The sequence below is a fragment of the Salegentibacter maritimus genome, from assembly GCF_016236975.1.
GTDB classification, from domain to species: domain Bacteria; phylum Bacteroidota; class Bacteroidia; order Flavobacteriales; family Flavobacteriaceae; genus Salegentibacter; species Salegentibacter maritimus.
Genome location: NZ_JAEHNY010000014.1, coordinates 35,317 through 54,359 on the forward strand (window position 1 = coordinate 35,317; position 19,043 = coordinate 54,359).

The 19,043-nt window shown below is 33.8% G+C and carries 18 protein-coding genes and 1 tRNA gene; 11 read left to right on the forward strand and 8 right to left on the reverse strand.

Going from position 1 to position 19,043, the window contains the following annotated elements:
• Window positions 1-49: 49 nt before the first annotated feature.
• The 6 genes from I6U50_RS14155 to I6U50_RS14180 form a co-directional block, all read right to left on the reverse strand.
• Window positions 50-2,050 (reverse strand): DUF3857 domain-containing protein, encoded by a 2,001-nt coding sequence (locus I6U50_RS14155; RefSeq protein WP_198639319.1) that lies wholly within the window; start codon window positions 2,048-2,050, stop codon window positions 50-52.
• Complete coding sequence (locus I6U50_RS14160) at window positions 2,047-3,894, reverse strand: DUF3857 domain-containing protein (protein ID WP_198639320.1); 1,848 nt, start codon at window positions 3,892-3,894, stop codon at window positions 2,047-2,049. The genes I6U50_RS14155 and I6U50_RS14160 overlap by 4 nt, the downstream gene beginning before the upstream one ends.
• A 352-nt stretch (window positions 3,895-4,246) precedes the next feature.
• Window positions 4,247-5,758, reverse strand: a complete 1,512-nt coding sequence (locus I6U50_RS14165) for an amidohydrolase family protein (RefSeq protein WP_198639321.1) — start codon at window positions 5,756-5,758, stop codon at window positions 4,247-4,249.
• A gap of 112 nt (window positions 5,759-5,870) precedes the next feature.
• A complete protein-coding gene (locus tag I6U50_RS14170) occupies window positions 5,871-7,106 on the reverse strand; it encodes a patatin-like phospholipase family protein (protein WP_198639322.1) in 1,236 nt (411 codons plus the stop codon).
• Window position 7,107: 1 nt separating this feature from the next.
• Window positions 7,108-7,404, reverse strand: coding sequence for a hypothetical protein (locus I6U50_RS14175; RefSeq protein ID WP_198639323.1), 297 nt, complete (start codon window positions 7,402-7,404; stop codon window positions 7,108-7,110).
• Window positions 7,404-8,075: a hypothetical protein gene (locus tag I6U50_RS14180; RefSeq protein WP_198639324.1), complete on the reverse strand. Its 672-nt coding sequence runs from the start codon at window positions 8,073-8,075 to the stop codon at window positions 7,404-7,406. Before I6U50_RS14180 ends, I6U50_RS14175 begins: the two co-directional genes overlap by 1 nt.
• Before the next feature lie 204 nt (window positions 8,076-8,279).
• Between I6U50_RS14180 and I6U50_RS14185 the strand changes: the two genes are divergently transcribed.
• The 5 genes from I6U50_RS14185 to I6U50_RS14205 all read left to right on the forward strand — a co-directional run bounded on the left by I6U50_RS14185 (window position 8,280) and on the right by I6U50_RS14205 (window position 13,003).
• A complete protein-coding gene (locus tag I6U50_RS14185) occupies window positions 8,280-9,032 on the forward strand; it encodes a DUF5995 family protein (protein WP_198639325.1) in 753 nt (250 codons plus the stop codon).
• 448 nt (window positions 9,033-9,480) lie between these two features.
• A complete protein-coding gene (locus I6U50_RS14190; protein ID WP_198639326.1) occupies window positions 9,481-10,767 on the forward strand; it encodes a tyrosine-type recombinase/integrase in 1,287 nt (428 codons plus the stop codon).
• Window positions 10,764-11,732 carry a hypothetical protein gene (locus I6U50_RS14195; RefSeq protein WP_198639327.1) on the forward strand — a complete coding sequence of 323 codons (969 nt, stop codon included), beginning with the start codon at window positions 10,764-10,766 and terminating at the stop codon, window positions 11,730-11,732. The genes I6U50_RS14190 and I6U50_RS14195 overlap by 4 nt, the downstream gene beginning before the upstream one ends.
• 163 nt (window positions 11,733-11,895) lie before the next feature.
• Window positions 11,896-12,087 carry a MerR family transcriptional regulator gene (locus tag I6U50_RS14200; RefSeq protein WP_198639328.1) on the forward strand — a complete coding sequence of 64 codons (192 nt, stop codon included), beginning with the start codon at window positions 11,896-11,898 and terminating at the stop codon, window positions 12,085-12,087.
• A 1-nt stretch (window position 12,088) separates the two neighbouring features.
• Window positions 12,089-13,003 carry a hypothetical protein gene (locus I6U50_RS14205; RefSeq protein ID WP_198639329.1) on the forward strand — a complete coding sequence of 305 codons (915 nt, stop codon included), beginning with the start codon at window positions 12,089-12,091 and terminating at the stop codon, window positions 13,001-13,003.
• Window positions 13,004-13,106: 103 nt separating this feature from the next.
• On the opposite strand, the gene I6U50_RS15950 is transcribed toward I6U50_RS14205, so the two are convergent.
• Window positions 13,107-13,331: a helix-turn-helix domain-containing protein gene (locus I6U50_RS15950; protein ID WP_198639330.1), complete on the reverse strand. Its 225-nt coding sequence runs from the start codon at window positions 13,329-13,331 to the stop codon at window positions 13,107-13,109.
• A 134-nt stretch (window positions 13,332-13,465) separates the two neighbouring features.
• On the opposite strand from I6U50_RS15950, the gene I6U50_RS14215 reads away from it, so the two are divergent.
• The 3 genes from I6U50_RS14215 (at window position 13,466) to I6U50_RS14225 (ending at window position 15,214) form a co-directional block, all read left to right on the forward strand.
• Window positions 13,466-13,861, forward strand: a complete 396-nt coding sequence (locus I6U50_RS14215) for a hypothetical protein (protein WP_198639331.1) — start codon at window positions 13,466-13,468, stop codon at window positions 13,859-13,861.
• 21 nt (window positions 13,862-13,882) lie between these two features.
• Window positions 13,883-14,170, forward strand: a complete 288-nt coding sequence (locus I6U50_RS14220; protein WP_198639332.1) for a hypothetical protein — start codon at window positions 13,883-13,885, stop codon at window positions 14,168-14,170.
• A 444-nt stretch (window positions 14,171-14,614) separates the two neighbouring features.
• The gene (locus I6U50_RS14225; RefSeq protein WP_198639333.1) at window positions 14,615-15,214 is read left to right on the forward strand and encodes a hypothetical protein; all 600 of its coding nucleotides are present in this window, start codon (window positions 14,615-14,617) and stop codon (window positions 15,212-15,214) included.
• 273 nt (window positions 15,215-15,487) lie between these two features.
• On the opposite strand, the gene I6U50_RS14230 is transcribed toward I6U50_RS14225, so the two are convergent.
• A tRNA-Phe gene (locus tag I6U50_RS14230) sits at window positions 15,488-15,560 on the reverse strand.
• A 105-nt stretch (window positions 15,561-15,665) separates the two neighbouring features.
• On the opposite strand from I6U50_RS14230, the gene I6U50_RS14235 reads away from it, so the two are divergent.
• Genes I6U50_RS14235 through I6U50_RS14245 form a run of 3 tightly spaced genes read left to right on the forward strand, consistent with a single transcriptional unit; the run spans window position 15,666 to window position 19,042 of the window.
• Window positions 15,666-16,397: a type III pantothenate kinase gene (locus I6U50_RS14235; protein ID WP_198639334.1), complete on the forward strand. Its 732-nt coding sequence runs from the start codon at window positions 15,666-15,668 to the stop codon at window positions 16,395-16,397.
• Window positions 16,394-17,647 (forward strand): hypothetical protein, encoded by a 1,254-nt coding sequence (locus tag I6U50_RS14240; protein WP_198628447.1) that lies wholly within the window; start codon window positions 16,394-16,396, stop codon window positions 17,645-17,647. The genes I6U50_RS14235 and I6U50_RS14240 overlap by 4 nt, the downstream gene beginning before the upstream one ends.
• Before the next feature lie 21 nt (window positions 17,648-17,668).
• The gene (locus I6U50_RS14245) at window positions 17,669-19,042 is read left to right on the forward strand and encodes a tetratricopeptide repeat protein (protein WP_198628448.1); all 1,374 of its coding nucleotides are present in this window, start codon (window positions 17,669-17,671) and stop codon (window positions 19,040-19,042) included.
• Window position 19,043: the final 1 nt, after the last annotated feature.

Here is a 19,043-nt window from a genome sequence, read left to right on the forward strand (position 1 = left end):
TCATTTACTCAAGGCCTAAAGAAGTTATAACTGCATCCTGGCAATTATATTATTCTATAGCATCCTCATTTTTCTCCAGTACTACAGGTTGATTAAAATATTTTACAATCTCATCTAAAGAATTTTTTATTTGGGCGTACTCCTTAGCCAGGTAGATTGATTTTTTAAACTTATAACTTCCTTGTGCAAAAAGTGTATTATCGGTAAGGGAGTACTTAAGTTGAATTTCAACTAAACCGTTATCTACCTTATAATCTTTTGGCATATCTAAGACTGAATAGTTTTTAGGCACTTCCAATGAAGACCTGAACTGATTTTCCCAGGGATAAACAAAATCTACCGGATATGTCCTCTCTTTTTGAGTAAGGCTGTTTTTAGATAAGGGAAGGTTCAAAAACGGCATTATAACAATATTATTACCTAACTTCTCTGTCTCATATTTTGTTTCAAATAACATGGAATAAGGGAAATCATTCCTTTTATAACCATTAGTTCTTGACCTCTTGATATCTCCAATCTTGTCCTCATAGAACTTTCTAATTTCTACAGAATCGTTCTTAAATCTTTTTTTTGCCGCATATGACTCATATTCTGTGTTCTTTATGGAAACCTGAGCTTTAACATCTTGAGTTACCGTATCCAGAATCATTGTAATAGTATTCCTCTCTTTAGAAGGAAAATTGTTTTTAAGACTTATCCATTTTGGCGTAGCCTCTTTTTCTACTATCAACCCAATTTCGTTGTTACATCTGGTTGGGAGTTTATTATAAGATAGTAAATCTTCCGTCCCATCTGCAAGGAAAGAATAGTCGCTTTCTACAAGGGCAACAACATAATTGGTAAAGTGGTCAAATGGGTAACCGGTACTAATTTTTCCGTGATTTCTAGTACTTAGTATAATTGGTTTCGTCTTGATTTCAGCCTCATTAAGAAGGCCAATCATAAATAGGTTTATATCTGCTACATTTCCGCGTTTACTATTAAAAAAATCTTTCACATCTTGTGAAGCATATTTACCATATTCACCGTTCCACTCAAAGTTGTTTTTAACATATTCAATTATGTCTTTTGCTTTTTGTGAACTGGTATTGCCTGTAAAATTTATTTCTTCCAGTAAAATTTTCTTAGCAAGCCTTGAACTCTTTTTAATATACTTTCCGAATTTTTCATTCTTCAAGAGTGATTCATTTAGTTCCGGCCAGGTGGAAATTATATCGGTTGTTCCGCCTCTAGGACTGTGAAACTTAGCAAGCTGAAAGTCCATTTTAATTATATAGTCATTTATGGATGAAATGTATGATTCGTCAGTAAAAGCAGGTATATCAGTCAAAACGTAGGTATGAATATAATCTTGAAATTCTATTCCGCTACCAATATTTTTACCGTATGATTTATTTATAGAGCCCCAGGATCGTTTTGTTTTTCCTTTCACCGAATTCTGATAATCAAAATCGTTAACACCCTGAGCAATAAAAACATATTCATAGAATGGAATCATGCTAACCTGATATTCGCTGTAAAGAGTCGGAATTTTATCTTGAAATTGCCAGTCTGGTAAATTAAAGTGAAATGGTGTTTCTAAAATGTAACGATACTCTAATATGGCACCGTCCTGAACATCTGGAAAAACAAATTTCTTATGGCGCCATCTATCGTTAATACGCTCTTCGTAAATATTAGAAGGGGATAATGCTTTTCGGGTTAGCTTGCCATTGGTTGTATTATAGGTGAATGCCTTTATAGATTTTATGATTTCAGTTTTCCCAAATCCGTCAACATAAAAAGGTATAGCAATTTCAGCGTGCTGAGATTCCGACTTATCAAATATCTTGATCCTTTTATGCCGTTTAAATTGAATGTTGTAACCATTATCAATATCAAAAAAAATAGACTCTCCCTTGTCGTAAAGTACAACCGCCTTGGCTTCTTTGTCTTTTTCATAATACTTCATCTCAATTTCTGAATCGGAAATTACCCCAAACTCCAAATCTTTTTTCTGGGAAAAAACAAATTGACTTAGCAAAAGGCTGATAAATAAAAGGTTTCTCATTTTATAAGTATTGCTGAATTCTTTTTATGATTAACTATGGATTGAAGGAAACGATAAAAATCGCCATATTCCTCAACAGGAATTTTAGAGGAAAGTAAAGTGAAATTCTCTTCAACTATTACCTTGTTCTTTTCTTTGCTGTAGTGGGTGTTATACAAACCGTACTTACTCTCTATGCTTATATCTTCGGGAATTTGTATTCTTTCTGCCTCTAATAATTCGAATGCATAAAGACTTTTGTCTGACCTATTAACTGGAAGATTAATGACCACATCCAGTTCTCTTTTTGATGGCTTTTCAAAGTCGGGTAACTTAATTCTCAAAGGGTTAATTACCTTGTACGAACCAATTTCACGAATAACCGAGGCAGACTTACCAAAAGTTTTAATATGTACAAACGAACTATCTCTTTCTAAATCTACCGTACTCCAGTCTCTAATCTGGATGTTTCTGGCTCCGGTAAGCTTAAGTATCTCCTTATCCAGTAGTTTTTCTTCTTTTTCAGAAATTAAATATCTTAAAGTTTCAAACTCCTCACCTCTTACTTTAAGGTCGAGTTCCATTTTTGTTTCACTATTTTTCGATAACTGAAAATTATAATTTCTCTCTCTCAGCACATCTGGAGGTAGAAGCTTAGGTGTTTTGATTAGTCGACTCTTTTCTCCGTCAACAGCTAATGCATACCTATTTTGAGTTAATGTGCCCAGGTAATTAAAGGGCAAAGCACTGGATGTGTTTTCGAGCCAGATAGTGTCTTTTTCTAATGGAACCATTAATATAACATGATTAAATTGTTGGCTGGGAAAATTTATATTTATTTCTGCCTCACTGCTCCCTGCTTTTATTATTGTATTTAAAGATTTGATTCCCATACTTTTCAACATTGCTTTCATATAAGTTGTAAGTGCCTTACAGTCTCCATATTTATTTTCGCAAACATATGAAGCCGGGTAACTTTTAAGCCCTCCTACATCTATAGCAACATTGATATATTTTGTATGGTCCTGCATATGGTAGTAAAGCTTTTTAATAACTTCTTTTTTTGAACTTACACCATCAATTATTTTTATTATTTTTCGCTCTTCAGAAAAGGTAAGTTCATCAAGGCCATCGTTTAATTTATCTAACCAATTTCCAAAACTGGACCAGGAGCTTGAAATACCTTCTACACCATATTTAAAGTGGTGAGGTATTACCCTAACTATAGGGATTATTTTCTCTCTTGCTGGTGAATAAATTTCTTCTTTAGGTATTTTCAAAGCAGAAGATTTCCAACTTAGGATTTTTCGATTGTCAAATTCAGACTCGTGGAATTCAGTATTTTTTGAAGATTCAACCTGGAACCCAAAGTTTGCCGGCAGGTTTATTTCTAATGAACTTTTTAATGTTGGCACATTACTATAAAGAAAGGGTGTCCACCAGGCTAGATATAAAAACTCTTCTTCTTCGATAGTATAACTGTATTCAACCCTATATGGATATTGGTTCCAATAAAGATCAAATTCAGTAATTAGATCATCTTGATAAAATGCCTGGTAGGAAAGCTTGTTTCTGGTAGTAAGCTCTTTCTTTTTTAATTTTTTTATTCTTTCGCCTTCTACGTCGGTGAGGTAGGCATAATTAAACGAAAACTCTTGTTGGGGATTATGCCTCATTTCAATATGAGATAGCCAGTTTTCTTCCTTATTGTTTACCTGGACCAGAATTGTTTTTTTTGTAGTTTTCTTACCGTTCTTACTGATATAGATTTTAGTTTGATTATTTATTACCTGACCGAATGATGTTTGAGGTAAGCCAGTAATAAACCAAAATATAATTAAGTAGCGTAAAACTTTTAAGCGCAATAGATGTTTTTTAATGATACAAATTTAGAACTGCAGCCTGGGTTAAAATAAGTTATGGAAGTAGGGATCCTTATATTTGGCCTGGACCGGTTTTGGTGAACAATTTAAAATTTTTTCTAATACTGATTGCTATTTTAGAAGAATAAAATTCAATTAATCTGGTCTTTTTGATGTTTTTTGGCAATTATTTGGCAGAATAACAATTAATTTACAGCTATAACTATTGTCTTTGATTTCACTTTATTCATCTGTTTTTTACAACAAAAATCATTATCTTAATCCTAATGGTGCCCTTTAATATTTACGCTTTTGACTATTAGTTCAGCCTACTTAAATACATTTGGTTTTTTATTTACATTATTCGAGATAATACATTTAGGGCATTGCCGGTCATTACCCTTTCCACAATTTGTTCTGCCGAAATAGCTTTGTTTCTCGACTGTATTAAAGGGCAGGGTTCTTTTACTTCTTTGAGGTAATTATAAGCGTGCATTAATAGATAATCATCAAGTTTGTTTAATTCCTGGGAAGTCCAATAACCGTTAATTGGATCTATTATTCCGTCAAAATCGGTTCCCAGGGCCTGTACCCCCCAGGCATACTGGTTGTTTAGATCTAAAATTTCGGCAATATGTCTTATTTGGTTCCACACCAGTTTTGACCACGAATAGAGAATATCCCGTCGTTTAATATTGCCACGGGCTTCTCTTAAAACTACTTTAGAAGCAATGCGGCGTTCGTCTAATTGAATTCCGAAAAGGCCGTTAGATTTCCCTATTTTAATTATTTCGTCATCATAAAAATTAATGTCATCGATCATAAAAAGACCTTGCTGGGCAGCCGGTGTTTGGTTGATGCCCCCGGGTTCTGAAAGTCCGGTAACACCACCGTGACTGGCAATAATTGGGATGTTTTGATCCTTGAACTCCTTTAGGAAATCAAAAAAATCAAGCCGTGCTTTACGGCTCATATGCTTTATGTCTATATAAATAGGCGGCACAATATGCCCGTTTTTATCGGTTTCTTTTTCTAACATAGCTCTTATGGCACTCCTGCCGGCTTCAGTTAGGCCTTCGTTTAAGCCATTGTCCTGGTCTACAATACACTTTACAAGTCCGCCTAAACTTTTGGAGTGGCCACATAGCCCATTCCAAAAGTGATGGGCAAGGCTTATAAAAACCGGTCTTATCATTCCGTTTTCTTCCCTCCTTAATTCTTTAACCCTTTTTACCAGGCTTTTTAATTCGTTTTTGTTTACCCCATCTGGGTAGGTATTCCAGGCTTCATTGGGATTCATAACCTGATCGAAAACATGGCCTCCCTCTATGGTAGGAATAAATATTATTTTTGATTCCCCCAGTTCATTATTACGTTCGGCAATTTCTATATCAGCATACGAATTGGAGATTAGATAACATACTTTTTGTCCGTCTATGCTTATTTTATTTCCCGATTCCTGCTTTACAAATCGCATTTCCAATTTTAAATCTTCCCAATAACTTTTTAAATCCTGAATATGGTCTATACGCTGTTTCCCAAATTCGGTTGCCAGCATAGTGAGAACATCCGAAATTAGCGCTTTCCCAAGTTTATTTTTAAAAAACTGTTTTTCCTGAGGGTAGAAAGACAGGCAAACCACAGCAACCCGGCCCCTCTTTAGACTGGTGCCATCACTTTGTACGAAATTGGTAAGCGTTGCGATATAATTTTTAATTTTATCAAAAAAGCTGGGAGCATCGTGAAACCAGATAGAATGCTTGTGCCGCGGATTTCTTGATTGTAAGCCGGGTGTTTTTGCAAAAGATCTTGCAAATGGTTTCATGGATGGATGGCAGTGAAGATCTACAATAAAATTCGATTCCATAATTCAAAGTTTTTAATTTAGTTTCGTTTATTTAATTTCTTACTAAAAGCCGGTATTCGTTTTATCACTAATGCGATCCTCCATTAAACTTTAGCTTTTTCTTTAACTCCTTTTAATCACAACCAATTTTTGCACGGATTTCTTTGTATTGTTTCCAGTCAAATTTTTGAAGAAATTCCAGGGCTTTTTTCGCTCCTAAAAGAAATAGTTGCTGTTGGCGCTCTTCTGTCATGCCAAAGTTTAGCCAATTGTAATCTTCATCTGCATCAATACGGCAAATAAGTTTTTCATAATCGGGATTTTTAAGGATAAAATCATAATCATGAATTTGCCTCATGGTACTTATCATAGCTCCGCAGTATCCAAATGTGCCGCTAGTTTTAGCATAAGACTCTCTATATGTACTTAACCTCACTCCAAAAGTGGGCCTTGAGGGTTGTTTCCCGCTTGGAATATGAAATGTGTTTATTGGGAAGTTAGATAACATTCCACCATCTACAAATTTTACCGATGCCGGCACAGGGCCGCTATAACTAACAAGGTCTACCCAGTTTTTGTCTTTAATTTTACCGGCATTGGGAATGTCCTTTACCGTAAACGGATAAAAGAAGAAAGGGATAGACATAGAAGCCCGAACAAATTTTGCTGGATGAATATCCTCAGCTTCCTGCCAATACAATTTTCGCATTTTTGGAAATTCTACCTTGCTATGCGTTGTAATTTCGGAGGTGATAATGGCTAATCCCGGTTTTTTAAATTGGTATGCGGTATTGGTTAAGTGCTTTAATTTTGGAAGAGTAGCTCTTCTTTTATCCAAATCTGCCAGGCTGTGAATACCATTTTCTTCCAGGGCTTCAGTGAGCCATTCTTCAAAATGATTGCCGGGGTTTATACCCAATTTATTTTTTAACAGCTTAAAAATTTTCCGGGCATTCCAAACAACATTCCAGAATATACTGCTGTTATTTTCTATCTTTTTTTGAACCAGTCTTTTAATTCCGGAAGGCCCATCTACAAAATCGAAAAAATTCTTATCTCCTATTATATTTATTATTTTTTCTGAAGTGGGTTCCCCTGGTTTGGCTACGCCGGCCATCAATATGGTATTTATAGAACCTGCCGATGTTCCAGCCAGGCTATAAAAGCGTATTCCTGCTTTTTCCATAATATAGGTGTAACCCACTAAGGCAATCCCCAAAACGCCACCTCCTTCCTGCACCAGGTCTACATATTGATTGCCTTCAGAATCTACGATATCAGAATAAGGCTTATGTTGTTCTTTAAGAGCAATTGCTTCCTTAACTATTTGCTGTACTTCTGGATTGTCTAAAAATCTATTGTTTCCCATACTAAAAAATTTTACCCAAAAGAGAGAGCATAACTTTACTGAACTTTTCAGAATTAGCTGCGATCTTATTTACCTTATTGTTGCGAGAGGTGCTGGATTTAACGATTTCCATTAATTCCGAGAAATCTTCCATCTCACTCTTTTCGGGAAAAATCTCCTGAATTTCTTTTTTGGTAAGATGCGTAATAGAAGACATTTCACCTGCTAGCTCCCGGTTGGTTTCAGCTGCAGCCGTTACAGCAGCATTCCTGGCTTTTTTTCGAAATTCTTCCCAATCTATTTTTGTGCTATTTCCCATTATATTTGATTTAGGATATTATTTAATTGTTCTGTATAGTTTTGAATGTTCTCCCGAATCGCATTATACCTGCTATCTACACTGTTTGCGGTATTGAGCATTTTTTCAGTGATTAAGGCTGTCTCGTTAATCGTTTTGCTTATTTTATCATCGCTTATACCAATCATGTTGAGATACCGCTGCCGGTTTTCATCAATTTCAGAAGCCGAAAAAAGAAAAGAAGTGATGGTGTTATTGATGCTCCTGGCATTTGTATATTTTTCCTTGAGGGCCTGTTCTAATTTATATTCTAATTTATCAAGGGGGGCTATCATTGTTTCATATTGCAAATTAATTTCTTCTTGCAGGGCGGGAGCCGTGGCCAGGATAAACTGTAACCTGTCTTCGGGACTACCTTCATTAACAACCATATTCCACATATTGCTAATATCCTGTTGCCTAAAATATTTTTCAGCATATAAGGGTAGCCATACGGTGTTTATATAATCTTTGGCATTTTTTCTTTTTAGCTCAAAAAAGCTATGAACCAGGCCAAGGTGCGAATTTTCAAGCTCCTGGATTTCTGTGTTAAGTTGTTGAGAGAGTACCGGAGCTTCCCTGGGTATGCTAGCACAAGAAACTAAGGATATTGCAATAATTATAAGATAAAAATTGAATATTATTTTTTTCATAGCTATAAAAATTAGAAAACTATATGAAATTATCTTAAATTCTTATCTGAAGGAAGGGGAAAAACATCCTTTTTTATAAATAAATTTACACCAACATAGAACAGGCTTGTTTTTATATTTAATACTAAGTCTTGTAAAATGAAATGTTTATATGAATTTTAAAAAGTGGCTGTGCCTATTTTAACTATTAACCAAGCGTTTTTTATGAAAAATATATCCCAGGTATTAGAAAGCTTAGATGAAATTATAAACGAGACGGAAAAAGAGAATAATGTACTTGGTTATTTTGCCGTTTTGTATCGTAGGGTAACCTGGAAAGTAAAAGAAGCCATAGAAAATCGCCACTTTGACGATGCAGAAAGAATGGAGAAGCTGGATGTTGTTTTTGCTGAAAGATATATTGTTGCTTATTATAATTACAAAAGAAATTTACCGGTAGCAAGGTCCTGGCAAAAAGCCTTTGACCTGGCTACAAATTTTTGGCCAATTACTTTACAGCATTTGTTGATAGGGATGAATGCCCATATAAACCTGGACTTGGGAATTGCTGCGGCCAAGGTTTCGGAAGGAAAAAATATTGAAAATTTAAAAGCAGATTTTAATAGAATTAACCAGATTTTGGCCGATTTGGTAGAAGAGGTACAGCATAACCTGGCAACTATATGGCCTCCGCTGGGCTATATTTTAAAACATACCGGGCAGGTAGATAATCTTATGACCAATTTTAGTATGCAATTGGCTCGTGATGGTGCCTGGCGGTTTGCTAAGACATTACACGCACCGCAGGGAAAATCTTACAAAGATTGTGTTTTAGAAAGGGATATCGCGGTGGCTAAAGTTGCCGATATTATAACAAATCACCCACCCCGAATACGTTTTTTAATCGGTGTTGTTAGGCTTGGAGAATTAGGGTCGGTAGCAAGTAAGATGCGCAAGCTTAAAAAAATTACAAGCTAATAGGAGTTTGCTTTTAATTATGGAGTAAACTACAATTCTTGCTTAAAAACTCAAAAACCCAGAAAATGTTCTTGATCCGAAATACCGAGTTCTTCCTATTTCGACTCGAAAAATTATTTGCTTAAAAAATCAAAAACCCAGAAAATGGTCTTGATCCGAAAATGTTCTTGATCCCAGTTGAGATTGATCCTATAACAGCCTAAAATTAAAAAAGCCCGAAAACACTAAGTGTATCGGGCTTTTAAGGTGGTGCCTCCAGTACCACTTGTGTTTAAACCTTGATTAACTCGGTTTAATTAGTATTACTTGTTAATATCAATATATAAAAGTATTATGGAGTTTTTGTGATTTATAGTGATTAATTAAAGTTCCAGTTCCTTAATAATTATAAGCACCCTAAGAAGCACCCTATGTTTATTTTTCCGATATTTGTATTAAAATCTAAGGAATGAGAACAGTTGAGAATTTAAGGGGTAGAGTTAGATTTGCTTTTAAGGATTCTATTACCATATTAAAAAAGAATCCAAAAAAGGAAAGCTTAATCTTTTTGCATTTTTCTTATGGAGAAAGATTTAAATATTCAACAGGTTATAAATCTTGTTATAACGATTGGAATTTTGAAAAACAGAGAATAAAAACTACGAAAGCTGGAATTCTTAATGCTAATGAAGTAAATGAACATCTAAGTAATTTAGAGACTTATATATATAAGCAGTTTTCTAGACTTATCGCGGAGGGTAAGGGAATTAAGAAATCTGAATTGAGGAAATTACTTGATGATTTTACCCATAGGAATATTGAAAGAGAAAATAAGAGTGAATTAAATTTTTTACAGTTTACTGATTATTTTATTTCATTGAAGAAAAAGGAAGTTAAACCAGGCACTCTAAAATCTTATAAACAAACTGTACGGTTATTAAAAGAATATAGTTCAGATAAAAAAGATGGATTGAATTTTTTAAATTTTGACAAAGCCTTTTATAATAATTTTACTCACTACTTAACTGAAAAGTCATACAATGTAAATACAATAGGTAAACATATTGGTAATTTGAAAGCAATATTAAATAGTGCTAATATGGAGGGTATAGAGGTTAATATGCGATTTAAAGCAAGAGATTTTAAAGCAATATCTGAATTGACTAAAGCTATATATCTTACACCTGATGAAATAGAAGCGATAAAAAATAAAGATTTAAGTAAGTATGAAAACTTAGAAAGGGCTAGGGATATTTTCTTAATTGGATATTATACAGGTCAACGTGTAAGCGATTATAATGGATTAACTCGTGATGATATCGTAATTGAGGATGGAATAGAATGTTTTGAAATAAGACAAAAGAAAACAGGAACTTTAGTCCTTTGTCCAATTACAATTGAGATAAGAGAGATAATGAAGCGCTATAATAATAGTCCGCCTCCTAAAATGCCTGACCAAAAAATAAATTTATATATAAAACAAGTTGGGCAAATGGTTGATATTAATGAAAAAATTTTTATTAATTATATTGAGAACGGTAAGAAGGAAAGAAAACCTGAATTCAAATATAATTTAATTGGTACTCATACAGCAAGAAGAAGTTTTTGTACAAATAAATACAGGGAGAAAATGCCTATATACGATATTATGTATTTTTCAGGGCATACAACTGAAAAAGAATTTTATAAATATATTAGAATAAGTAAACAGGATAGGGCTATTCATATAGCGAAAAGCGGATATTTTAATTTATGAGTGTTTTAGATGATAACATCCAGTCAATTATTTCGGAAATTGAGTTTGAATTAACTAAGCTATTGGATGAAAGATCAAAAATAGAAGCCTTTTTACAACAAGAATATCACTTAGAGTTCCAAGATGTAAGTCCTAATTTAAGCCGTCAAGTTGAGGAAAGGAATGCTGTAATAAAGGTTCTAGGTAGAGGGAAAAAAGAAAAGCCTTATACGATTGAACCAATTAACGATTGGGGTAAAATTAAAGGTGATATTCAGGCGAGAAATATTTCTATAAAACGACGTGTTATAGCTAAAATAAACCAGTTGTATTTATTAAACGAATATGATATTGTTAAGGTGGAATCTGTCGCAGAAAAGCTTTTGAGTAAGATTAAATTAGAGAAGCTTAAATTTAGTGAGCAAGTAAGAAGAAATGTTTTAAGCGTTCCTAATTCTCATCATTATAAAGAGTTATTAAAGCTGAATTTTATCTTATTGGAAGAGATTGATTTTTTTTTAAATAAAACCTTGGAAGAAAATAATAAGAAGTTCCAAGCTATACGGCTACAAAATTCTAAGATTGTACCCTATTCGGTTTTTGGAAATAATTTACAAATATCAAAAAATTTATATGCTTGGTTAAAAATTTATTTTGTTCCTGAAAACATTGAATTATATGATTTCCTTTTGATATTTAATCCACATAATTCACGAATATCTAGGAGAATTAATTTAAAAGGGGGTCGGTTAGCTGATTATGCGTTTTTAATTTTAGAGTTAGAGAGTTTATTTATACCTGAGTTAATTGCCAATCGAGGTAACTATCATAACTGGTGGTGCGAGAGGTTCTATTTTAATGATAAGAAGAAAACAAAAGACGACATTAGTAAATTGCTGAATAAGCTAAATAATCAAGAAATTCAGCCTAAATTTCAGCTAGAAATTAAAGAATTGATTACTGAATTAAAGCTCATTCCCTCTTAATTCCCTTTTTTTTAATATTAATTCCTGTTTTAAATTACCGTTATTCAATGTTTTAGGTATTTCGTTGACGTGATTCAAGCCTATAGACTTTGATTGAAAATTCTCCCCTTTCCTTCCCTTAATACAGTGTCATATTGCACTCCTAATTTAAAAACAGAAAATTATGAGTAAAAATGAAAAACTGCTAAGCAGAAAAGAAGTTAGTGAATTACTGGGTGTTTCTCTAGTCACCCTTCACAACTTAAAACAAAAGAAAATTTTAGTACCAACGCATAAGGTAGGTAGGAAACCCCTATATCTTTATGAGGAATTGTTAAAGCAAATTGAATTGTCTAACTATAAAATTGCTGCATAAGATGATAGATTTTATAAGATTTTATAACATAGATAAAGAGAGTTTTGATTTTAGAACGGAAAGAAAAAGAGTAATTCCGCTATTTTCCAAAATTGACAATGAATCGGGTGAATTTCTTGAATATCCTAAAATTGGGAGGTTTCATAATATGGAATTGCGGATTACGGAAAAATCATCTTATATAATGGGGAGTTTGCACAAAATGCGGAATACTGAATTTGGGTTTGGTAAACATAATTACAATAATTTAAGTCTGTGTGACAATTACGAGGCTTTAGAAATATTAATTGACCAGTTTTATATTAGACCAGATAAAACTAAAATAACGAATTTAGAATTTGGTTTAAATATTCCATTGGAGTATGACCCCTCCATTTTTATTGATAATTGTTTGATGTGGGATTTTAAGGCTCCGTCGGTAATTGAAACATTTTCTTCTAAAGGCTATTTAAAGCAATTTAAGAAAAGTGACTATTCTCTTAAGGTTTATAATAAGGGAAAACAATATAAGCGGAAAGAAAATATTTTGCGAATAGAGGTTAAAATTACTAGTAAAAGGAAATTGGAGGATTTAGGAATCTTTAGTTTGGTAGATTTATATGAATCAGAAAGCTATAGAAGGTTATTTGAGTTCCTCTTAGAGCAATATGAGAAATTATTAATGGTTGACTACCAAATAATGAGAAAAGCCCTTAGAGAGGATGAAATCCATATATTAAAGCAATATACTAACTCTCATTACTGGTTAAATCTGCAAAAAGAGCTGTCGGCTAATGCTTATTATAAAAGGAGAAGAAAATGTAATGAGTATATACAGTTTTATTCCTTTGATAAATCAAAAAGAAAAGTAAGAGATTTATTAATTAAACAGTTCCAGGATAATCTAGATTGTAATACCTATATTATGGCTGCTTAGGTGATAATGTATGTTATAGGAATAGTGAAAAAATGTCCTCGCAGAAATGCGGGGATTTTTTTTTTATAAATAAATGTTTTATCTATACAGTAAATTATGACTATTAGAATTCAAATAATTCCTTTAGTGAAACTTTTAAAGCTTTCGCCAAAACAGAAACAGTGCTAATAGTTGTGTTGACTTCCCCTCTTTCAATACGCCCTACCTGCGAAATGGGAATATCGGCTTCAAAGGCAAGTTGTTCTTGAGAAAAATTCTTGAGTTTTCTTGTTTCTCGAAGCTTATTGCCGAATGATTTAATGAAGGATTGATCTTTTATTTTTTGCACCCGTTAAAGGTGAAAAATGCTTGTTTTTATTATGAACTCATATATGCGCTATTTTTGTTTTCTTGACTTGATATGTGGAAAACCACATTTTTAAAGCATTCAATGGTGATAGCTTTGTAACTAAAATTCATTTTATGAGAAAAATAATTTATTTATTTCTTTTCCCTTTAATTGTTTTGTCCTGTTCCTCAGATAATGATGAAATAAATGCAAGTAGTATTAATCCTCCAGAATGGATTCAGGGAACTTGGTTAGTTCAAGGGTCTACCACGGGAGATAACGGAGTAAGATTCACTTCAAATGATTTAATATTAATTCAAGTTTTTACTGAAACCAGTCAACGGGAACTAATTGAAAACTCTAGGGAATTAGGGCAAGAAATTGAAGTGATTGAAAATATTTCAGAGGAACACTATTCTTTACATCTTGATTTTAATAACGCTCCAACTGTGAATCTAAGATTTTCAAAACTATCAAGTAGCGAAATAACTTGGAATCAGGTGGCAAATTCAATTCTGGTTAAGCAATAACACTAATTTAAATAAATATTTATGAAAAAAGTATTTCTTTCAGCCTTAACAATCATCTTATTTATTTCCTGTGGTTCAGTAAATCGGACTTTATTTGGAACTACCGAAAAAACCCTAGTAAAAACTGTTGCTATTGAACAGGATTGCGATAAAGAAAATATTGAAGTTGTAGATAGTGTTAAAGGTTTGCACGGTGCTACCTATTCTTTAAATGTCTGTGGGGAAAGAATGGTTTATAAGCAAGTTGGTTCTGTGTTTATGGAAGAATCTAAAGCTGATAAAAAAATTGAAGAACTTCAAAATAAATAATTATGATTTTATCTATTATTGGGATTATAGTAGGGTGGCTGGTTATAGGTTTTCTAATAAATTTTATTGCTTATTCCGATACACCGCAGCACTTAAGAGGAAATTCACAGACGGCCAAAAATCTTCATATTTTATTGAATGTACTGGCCGTGATTGGAATTTTCATAGTTATTTTCAGCTAATTTCTTAGGTTTAATGGTTTTTTTAACGGTTTTTGGGGTGGTAAAATAGAAATTGTATTGACATTTCAAAGCCTAAAATGTTAATGCGTTTCATAGTCTCTTAATATGAATATAGTTTTCAAAATATTTAGAAATGATAGATTGGTTTAAAAAAAATATGGGTTATAAGCCTGAAAAGCGAACTTTAATTGGACAATATTATTTCCAATCAGAATTCTCAAGATAAGTTAATTTAAGCGTAAATATTAATAGAATTGAACCTGTGGAAGTTCTTGTTTATCTAAATGAGTATCAGGGTGATTCTGCAAAAATTGAAATTAAATCGCTCCATTCACATATGTTTTTACACTTGATGAGATTTCCTGTAAAAAAAGAATTACATACAGTTTATCATCTAAAGAATGAAAAATATAATGATATAGTTTTTGCGATTAATAAGGATGAGGCGATTTTAGAAATTGAGAGTTTAAAAGCAGGCAGTATTTTCTCCAAGGTTAATCCTTCAAAAAGGACAAATACTGAACCTGAAGGGAAAAGTTTTCCTTCGCAAAAGGAAGTTGCTTCAGAGCGTCAATTAATTCTCGAAAAGAAAATTAAAAAAGGGATTGCTGATAGTTTAACGATTAAAAAATTTGTGGGAAGCAATTTGGAAGAAGTGATAAAAAGAAAGCCAAGCCAACAGGAAAGAAATGAATTTTTTAGGCTAGATAAATTAAAACAGAGAAGTGAGATAGAAGAGATTAAAAGAAACAAACTATTAGATAAAATAGCTTACTGGAGGATTGTGGATGGTACTCTAAATAATGAAGGAGAGTCTTTACACGATTTAATTGAAGAATTAATTATGCTACGTGTGAAGTAATAAAATATAAATTAATTTTTTTGTAAGCGGAATCTTGAATGCGCCTCCCTAATAACAGCCGGTTTATTGATAGATGTGTAGAAAGGTTATTTTTCCCTAACTCCCCCCTATAAAACATATAGTTGGTTTTTTCCAACGGCTTCCAATTTTTAAAGTTCGAAAATAAAGTTGAGCTCATTGGAGTTCCATCTTCAAAACACCCTTCCAAGCACCCTAATAAAATATAAAAACCCGTAATCAGCTGAATTTTAGCTTCATACGGGTTTTTAAAGGTGGTGCCTCCAGGAATCGAACCAGGGACACAAGGATTTTCAGTCCTTTGCTCTACCAACTGAGCTAAGGCACCAGTTGCTTGTTGTAAGCGGGTGCAAATATATATCCATTTTTATAATCTCACAAAGGAAATTTTAAAAAAATGCTTTTGTAATTTAGCCAATTCAATCAAATGCCTATGAATTTAATTATTGATGTAGGGAATTCCTATGTAAAAGTTGCTGTTTTTCAGGAGTCTAAACTTCTTAGGTCTTATGTGTGTGTCGCTGAAAATTTTTTTAAAAAAATTCAAGAAATAAAAAAAGATTATCCTCAAATAAGCTTTTCTATGCTATCTTCGGTTGTAAAGGACACTTCAGCTTTTGAGAAAATTCTTAAGGAAGAAACCAATCTGTATGTTTTAAGTGAAAACACAAAACTCCCATTTAAAAATAATTATGGGTCGCCTCAAACTTTAGGGAAAGATAGATTGGCATTGGCCGCCGCCGCTTCATTAAACTTTCAATACGAGAATGTTTTGATAATAGATGCGGGTACCTGTATAACTTTCGATTTTAAAAATGCTGCAAATGAATATCTTGGAGGTGCTATTTCTCCCGGTTTGCAAATGCGTTTAAAGGCATTGCAACATTTTACTTCTAAACTTCCGCTGGTAAGCTTAGATGAAAAAGCTCCTTTAATTGGAAATTCTACGCAAAACAGTATTTTATCGGGAGTGTTGAACGGTGTGAGCGCAGAATTGGATGGAATTATTGATCGCTATAAAGCTGATTATAAATATTTAACAGTTATTTTAACAGGTGGAGATACGCAAATTTTGTCAAAGCGGGTAAAAAATAGCATATTTGCCAACCCGAATTTTCTTTTTGAGGGTTTAAACTACATTTTAGAATTTAACAAAACTCAATGATTAAACGATTTATAGTAATCGTAGCTGTTTTTTTTACAGTGGTTGCTTCAGCGCAGGAGAATGTATCATCGCCCTATTCTTATTACGGGATTGGCCTTACAACTTTTAAAGGAACCGTAGAGAACAGATCTATGGGTGGCTTAAGTGTGTTTTCAGATAGTATTCATCTAAACCTTAGAAATCCCGCTGGTTATGGGAGATTAAGAAGAACAACCTATGCGGTAGGGGGTTCTCATGAAAGGGTAAACTTAAGCTCGGCTACGGCCGAAGATAATGCAAAGGTTACTTCTTTAGATTACCTGGCCATTGGGGTGCCCGTGGGAGGAAATCTCGGTTTTGGTATTGGTGTGTTGCCATATACCTCGGTTGGATATCAAATTTTAGATATTAGGGAGTCTGTAGCCAGTAGGCTGGAAGGTCGTGGCGGAATGAATAAAGTTTTTCTTTCAGCTGGTTATCAAATTATTCCTTCTTTGAGTATTGGGGTTGATGCGCAATACAACTTTGGAAACCTCCAAAATCAAAGAACCCTGGTACGTAACGAAGTGCAATTAGGTTCCCGTGATGTAAGTAGAACAGATTTATTAGGCTTTAATTATAATTTTGGTGCCGATTTTCAGCAAAAATTTAAAAACGGACTTAAGTTACATGCAGCGGCTTCTTATTCTCCCAGAACTACTATTGATGCAGAAAACTCAAGACGATTGGCAACTATAGCTTTCTCAGGAAACGGAGGTGAAACAGTGGTGGAAGAACGCAATATAGATGTTGCAGATTCTGAACTTAGCTTACCAGCAAAATATACCATAGGTCTTGGTCTTGGAAGGCCTAATAAATGGTTTTTTGGTGGTGAGTATGTGAGTACAGACGATAATTCCTTTTTAAGTGTGAATGGAGCAGGGGGCACTAACGCAAATTTTGCAAATGCTGCCCAATATAAATTTGGTGGGTATTTTATTCCACAGTATGATTCTTTTACCAATTACTTTAAGCGCATTGTTTATCGCGCTGGGTTTAGGTATGAAGAGACAGGTTTAAATCTCAACAATCAGGATATTAATGAGTTTGGCATTACTTTTGGAGTTGGACTACCTGTAGGGCCGGGAAATTCTAATATAAACCTTGGATTGGAGTATGGACAGCGCGGTACCACAGATTCAGGTTTAATTCAGGAAGATTACTTTAGGCTTTCAGTAGGGCTTTCCCTAACTGCAGCTAGAAAATGGTTCGAAAGAAGAAAATTTAATTAACCACGATAATAAAACAAGAACATGAAAGCGAGATTTATAGCATTAATTACAGGGGCTGTTTTAGGCTCAAGTGTTTTAAGCGCACAGTCTAATGATTGTGCAACAATGGCTGCTTTGGCGTATGATGATGCTAAGGCTAAAAATTATGATGCTGCTTACGAACCCTTAATGAAAGTTAGGGAAGAGTGTCCAAAATATAGTTTAGCTACTTTCCAATATGGAGAGCGTGCTCTTAATTATAAAATTGAAAATGCCGAAGGTGCAGAGAAGGAGCAATATATAAAAGAGCTTATTGGTTTATGGGAAGAGCGTTTAGAATTGTTTCCGAGTAAAACTTCTAAAGGAAAAATCTATGCTGATATTGCTCAGTTGAAGTTTGATCATAAAATAGGAAATACAGAAGAATTGTATAATGCTTTTGATAAGGCATATACCGAAGATAGAGATAACTTTACCAGCCCAAAAGGTCTTTATGCTTATTTCCAGTTAATGGTAGATATGCAGGATGCCGGGGAAAGAGAGCTTCAGGATGTTTTTGATAATTACGATAAAGTAATGGCGAAAATTGAAGAAGAAGAAAATAAGGCAGCTAAAAACCTGGCACCGCTTATTGAAAAGCAGGATGCAGGCGATGAGCTTACTTCCAAGGAGAAAAAACAGATTAAATATGCTGAAATTAACCTGAAAAACTATAACATGGTTAAAGGTGCTTTGAATGCTAAGCTTGGTGCCAGAGCAGATTGCGATAACCTAATCCCGCTTTATAAGAAAGATTTTGAAGAGAAAAAGTCTGATGTAGATTGGTTGCAGAATGCAAACGCAAGGTTGTCTGCTAAGGATTGTACAGAAGATCCATTGTTCTTCCAGGTTTCTGAAGCATTGCACCAATTAAAGCCTTCTGCAAATTCTGCATACTCTTTAGGGCAGTTAGCTGAAGCCGATGGTGATAGAGCTAAAGCTTTGGAGTATTATAATGAAGCAGCAGAATTAGAAGAAGATCCAAGCGATCAGGCTAGAATTTACTATAGAATTGCATCTAACTATAAAGAAAGAGGTAGCTTCTCTCAAGCTAGAAACTTTTTTAGAAAGGCAATTAGCGCTAAACCATCTTTAGGAAGAGCATACTTGCAAATTGCTAATATGATTGCGCAAAGTGCCAATAATTGTGGTGAAACAGCATTTGACAAAAGAGCTGTATACTGGTTAGCGGCCGATTACGCTGCAAGGGCTGCAAGAGTAGATCCATCTATCGCTTCTAATGCAAATCAAACAGCAACTGCTTATAGAGGTAGAGCTCCGCAAAAAGCCGATGTTTTTCAGCAGGGTAGAAGTGCCGGTGAAGCTATAAAAATTGGATGTTGGATAGGGGAAACTGTACGTATCCCGCAAATGTAAT

What these genes read in the sequence shown, in the direction of transcription:
- I6U50_RS14235 (WP_198639334.1), top strand. Translation starts at nt 15,666, where the DNA reads ATGAATTTAATTATTGATGTAGGGAATTCCTATGTAAAAGTTGCTGTT.
- I6U50_RS14220 (WP_198639332.1), top strand. Translation starts at nt 13,883, where the DNA reads ATGAAAAAAGTATTTCTTTCAGCCTTAACAATCATCTTATTTATTTCC.
- I6U50_RS14200 (WP_198639328.1), top strand. Translation starts at nt 11,896, where the DNA reads ATGAGTAAAAATGAAAAACTGCTAAGCAGAAAAGAAGTTAGTGAATTA.
- I6U50_RS14155 (WP_198639319.1), bottom strand. Translation starts at nt 2,050, where the DNA reads ATGAGAAACCTTTTATTTATCAGCCTTTTGCTAAGTCAATTTGTTTTT.
- I6U50_RS14185 (WP_198639325.1), top strand. Translation starts at nt 8,280, where the DNA reads ATGAAAAATATATCCCAGGTATTAGAAAGCTTAGATGAAATTATAAAC.
- I6U50_RS14190 (WP_198639326.1), top strand. Translation starts at nt 9,481, where the DNA reads ATGAGAACAGTTGAGAATTTAAGGGGTAGAGTTAGATTTGCTTTTAAG.
- I6U50_RS14180 (WP_198639324.1), bottom strand. Translation starts at nt 8,075, where the DNA reads ATGAAAAAAATAATATTCAATTTTTATCTTATAATTATTGCAATATCC.
- I6U50_RS14165 (WP_198639321.1), bottom strand. Translation starts at nt 5,758, where the DNA reads ATGGAATCGAATTTTATTGTAGATCTTCACTGCCATCCATCCATGAAA.
- I6U50_RS14175 (WP_198639323.1), bottom strand. Translation starts at nt 7,404, where the DNA reads ATGGGAAATAGCACAAAAATAGATTGGGAAGAATTTCGAAAAAAAGCC.
- I6U50_RS14245 (WP_198628448.1), top strand. Translation starts at nt 17,669, where the DNA reads ATGAAAGCGAGATTTATAGCATTAATTACAGGGGCTGTTTTAGGCTCA.
- I6U50_RS14205 (WP_198639329.1), top strand. Translation starts at nt 12,089, where the DNA reads ATGATAGATTTTATAAGATTTTATAACATAGATAAAGAGAGTTTTGAT.
- I6U50_RS14215 (WP_198639331.1), top strand. Translation starts at nt 13,466, where the DNA reads ATGAGAAAAATAATTTATTTATTTCTTTTCCCTTTAATTGTTTTGTCC.
- I6U50_RS14195 (WP_198639327.1), top strand. Translation starts at nt 10,764, where the DNA reads ATGAGTGTTTTAGATGATAACATCCAGTCAATTATTTCGGAAATTGAG.
- I6U50_RS14170 (WP_198639322.1), bottom strand. Translation starts at nt 7,106, where the DNA reads ATGGGAAACAATAGATTTTTAGACAATCCAGAAGTACAGCAAATAGTT.
- I6U50_RS14240 (WP_198628447.1), top strand. Translation starts at nt 16,394, where the DNA reads ATGATTAAACGATTTATAGTAATCGTAGCTGTTTTTTTTACAGTGGTT.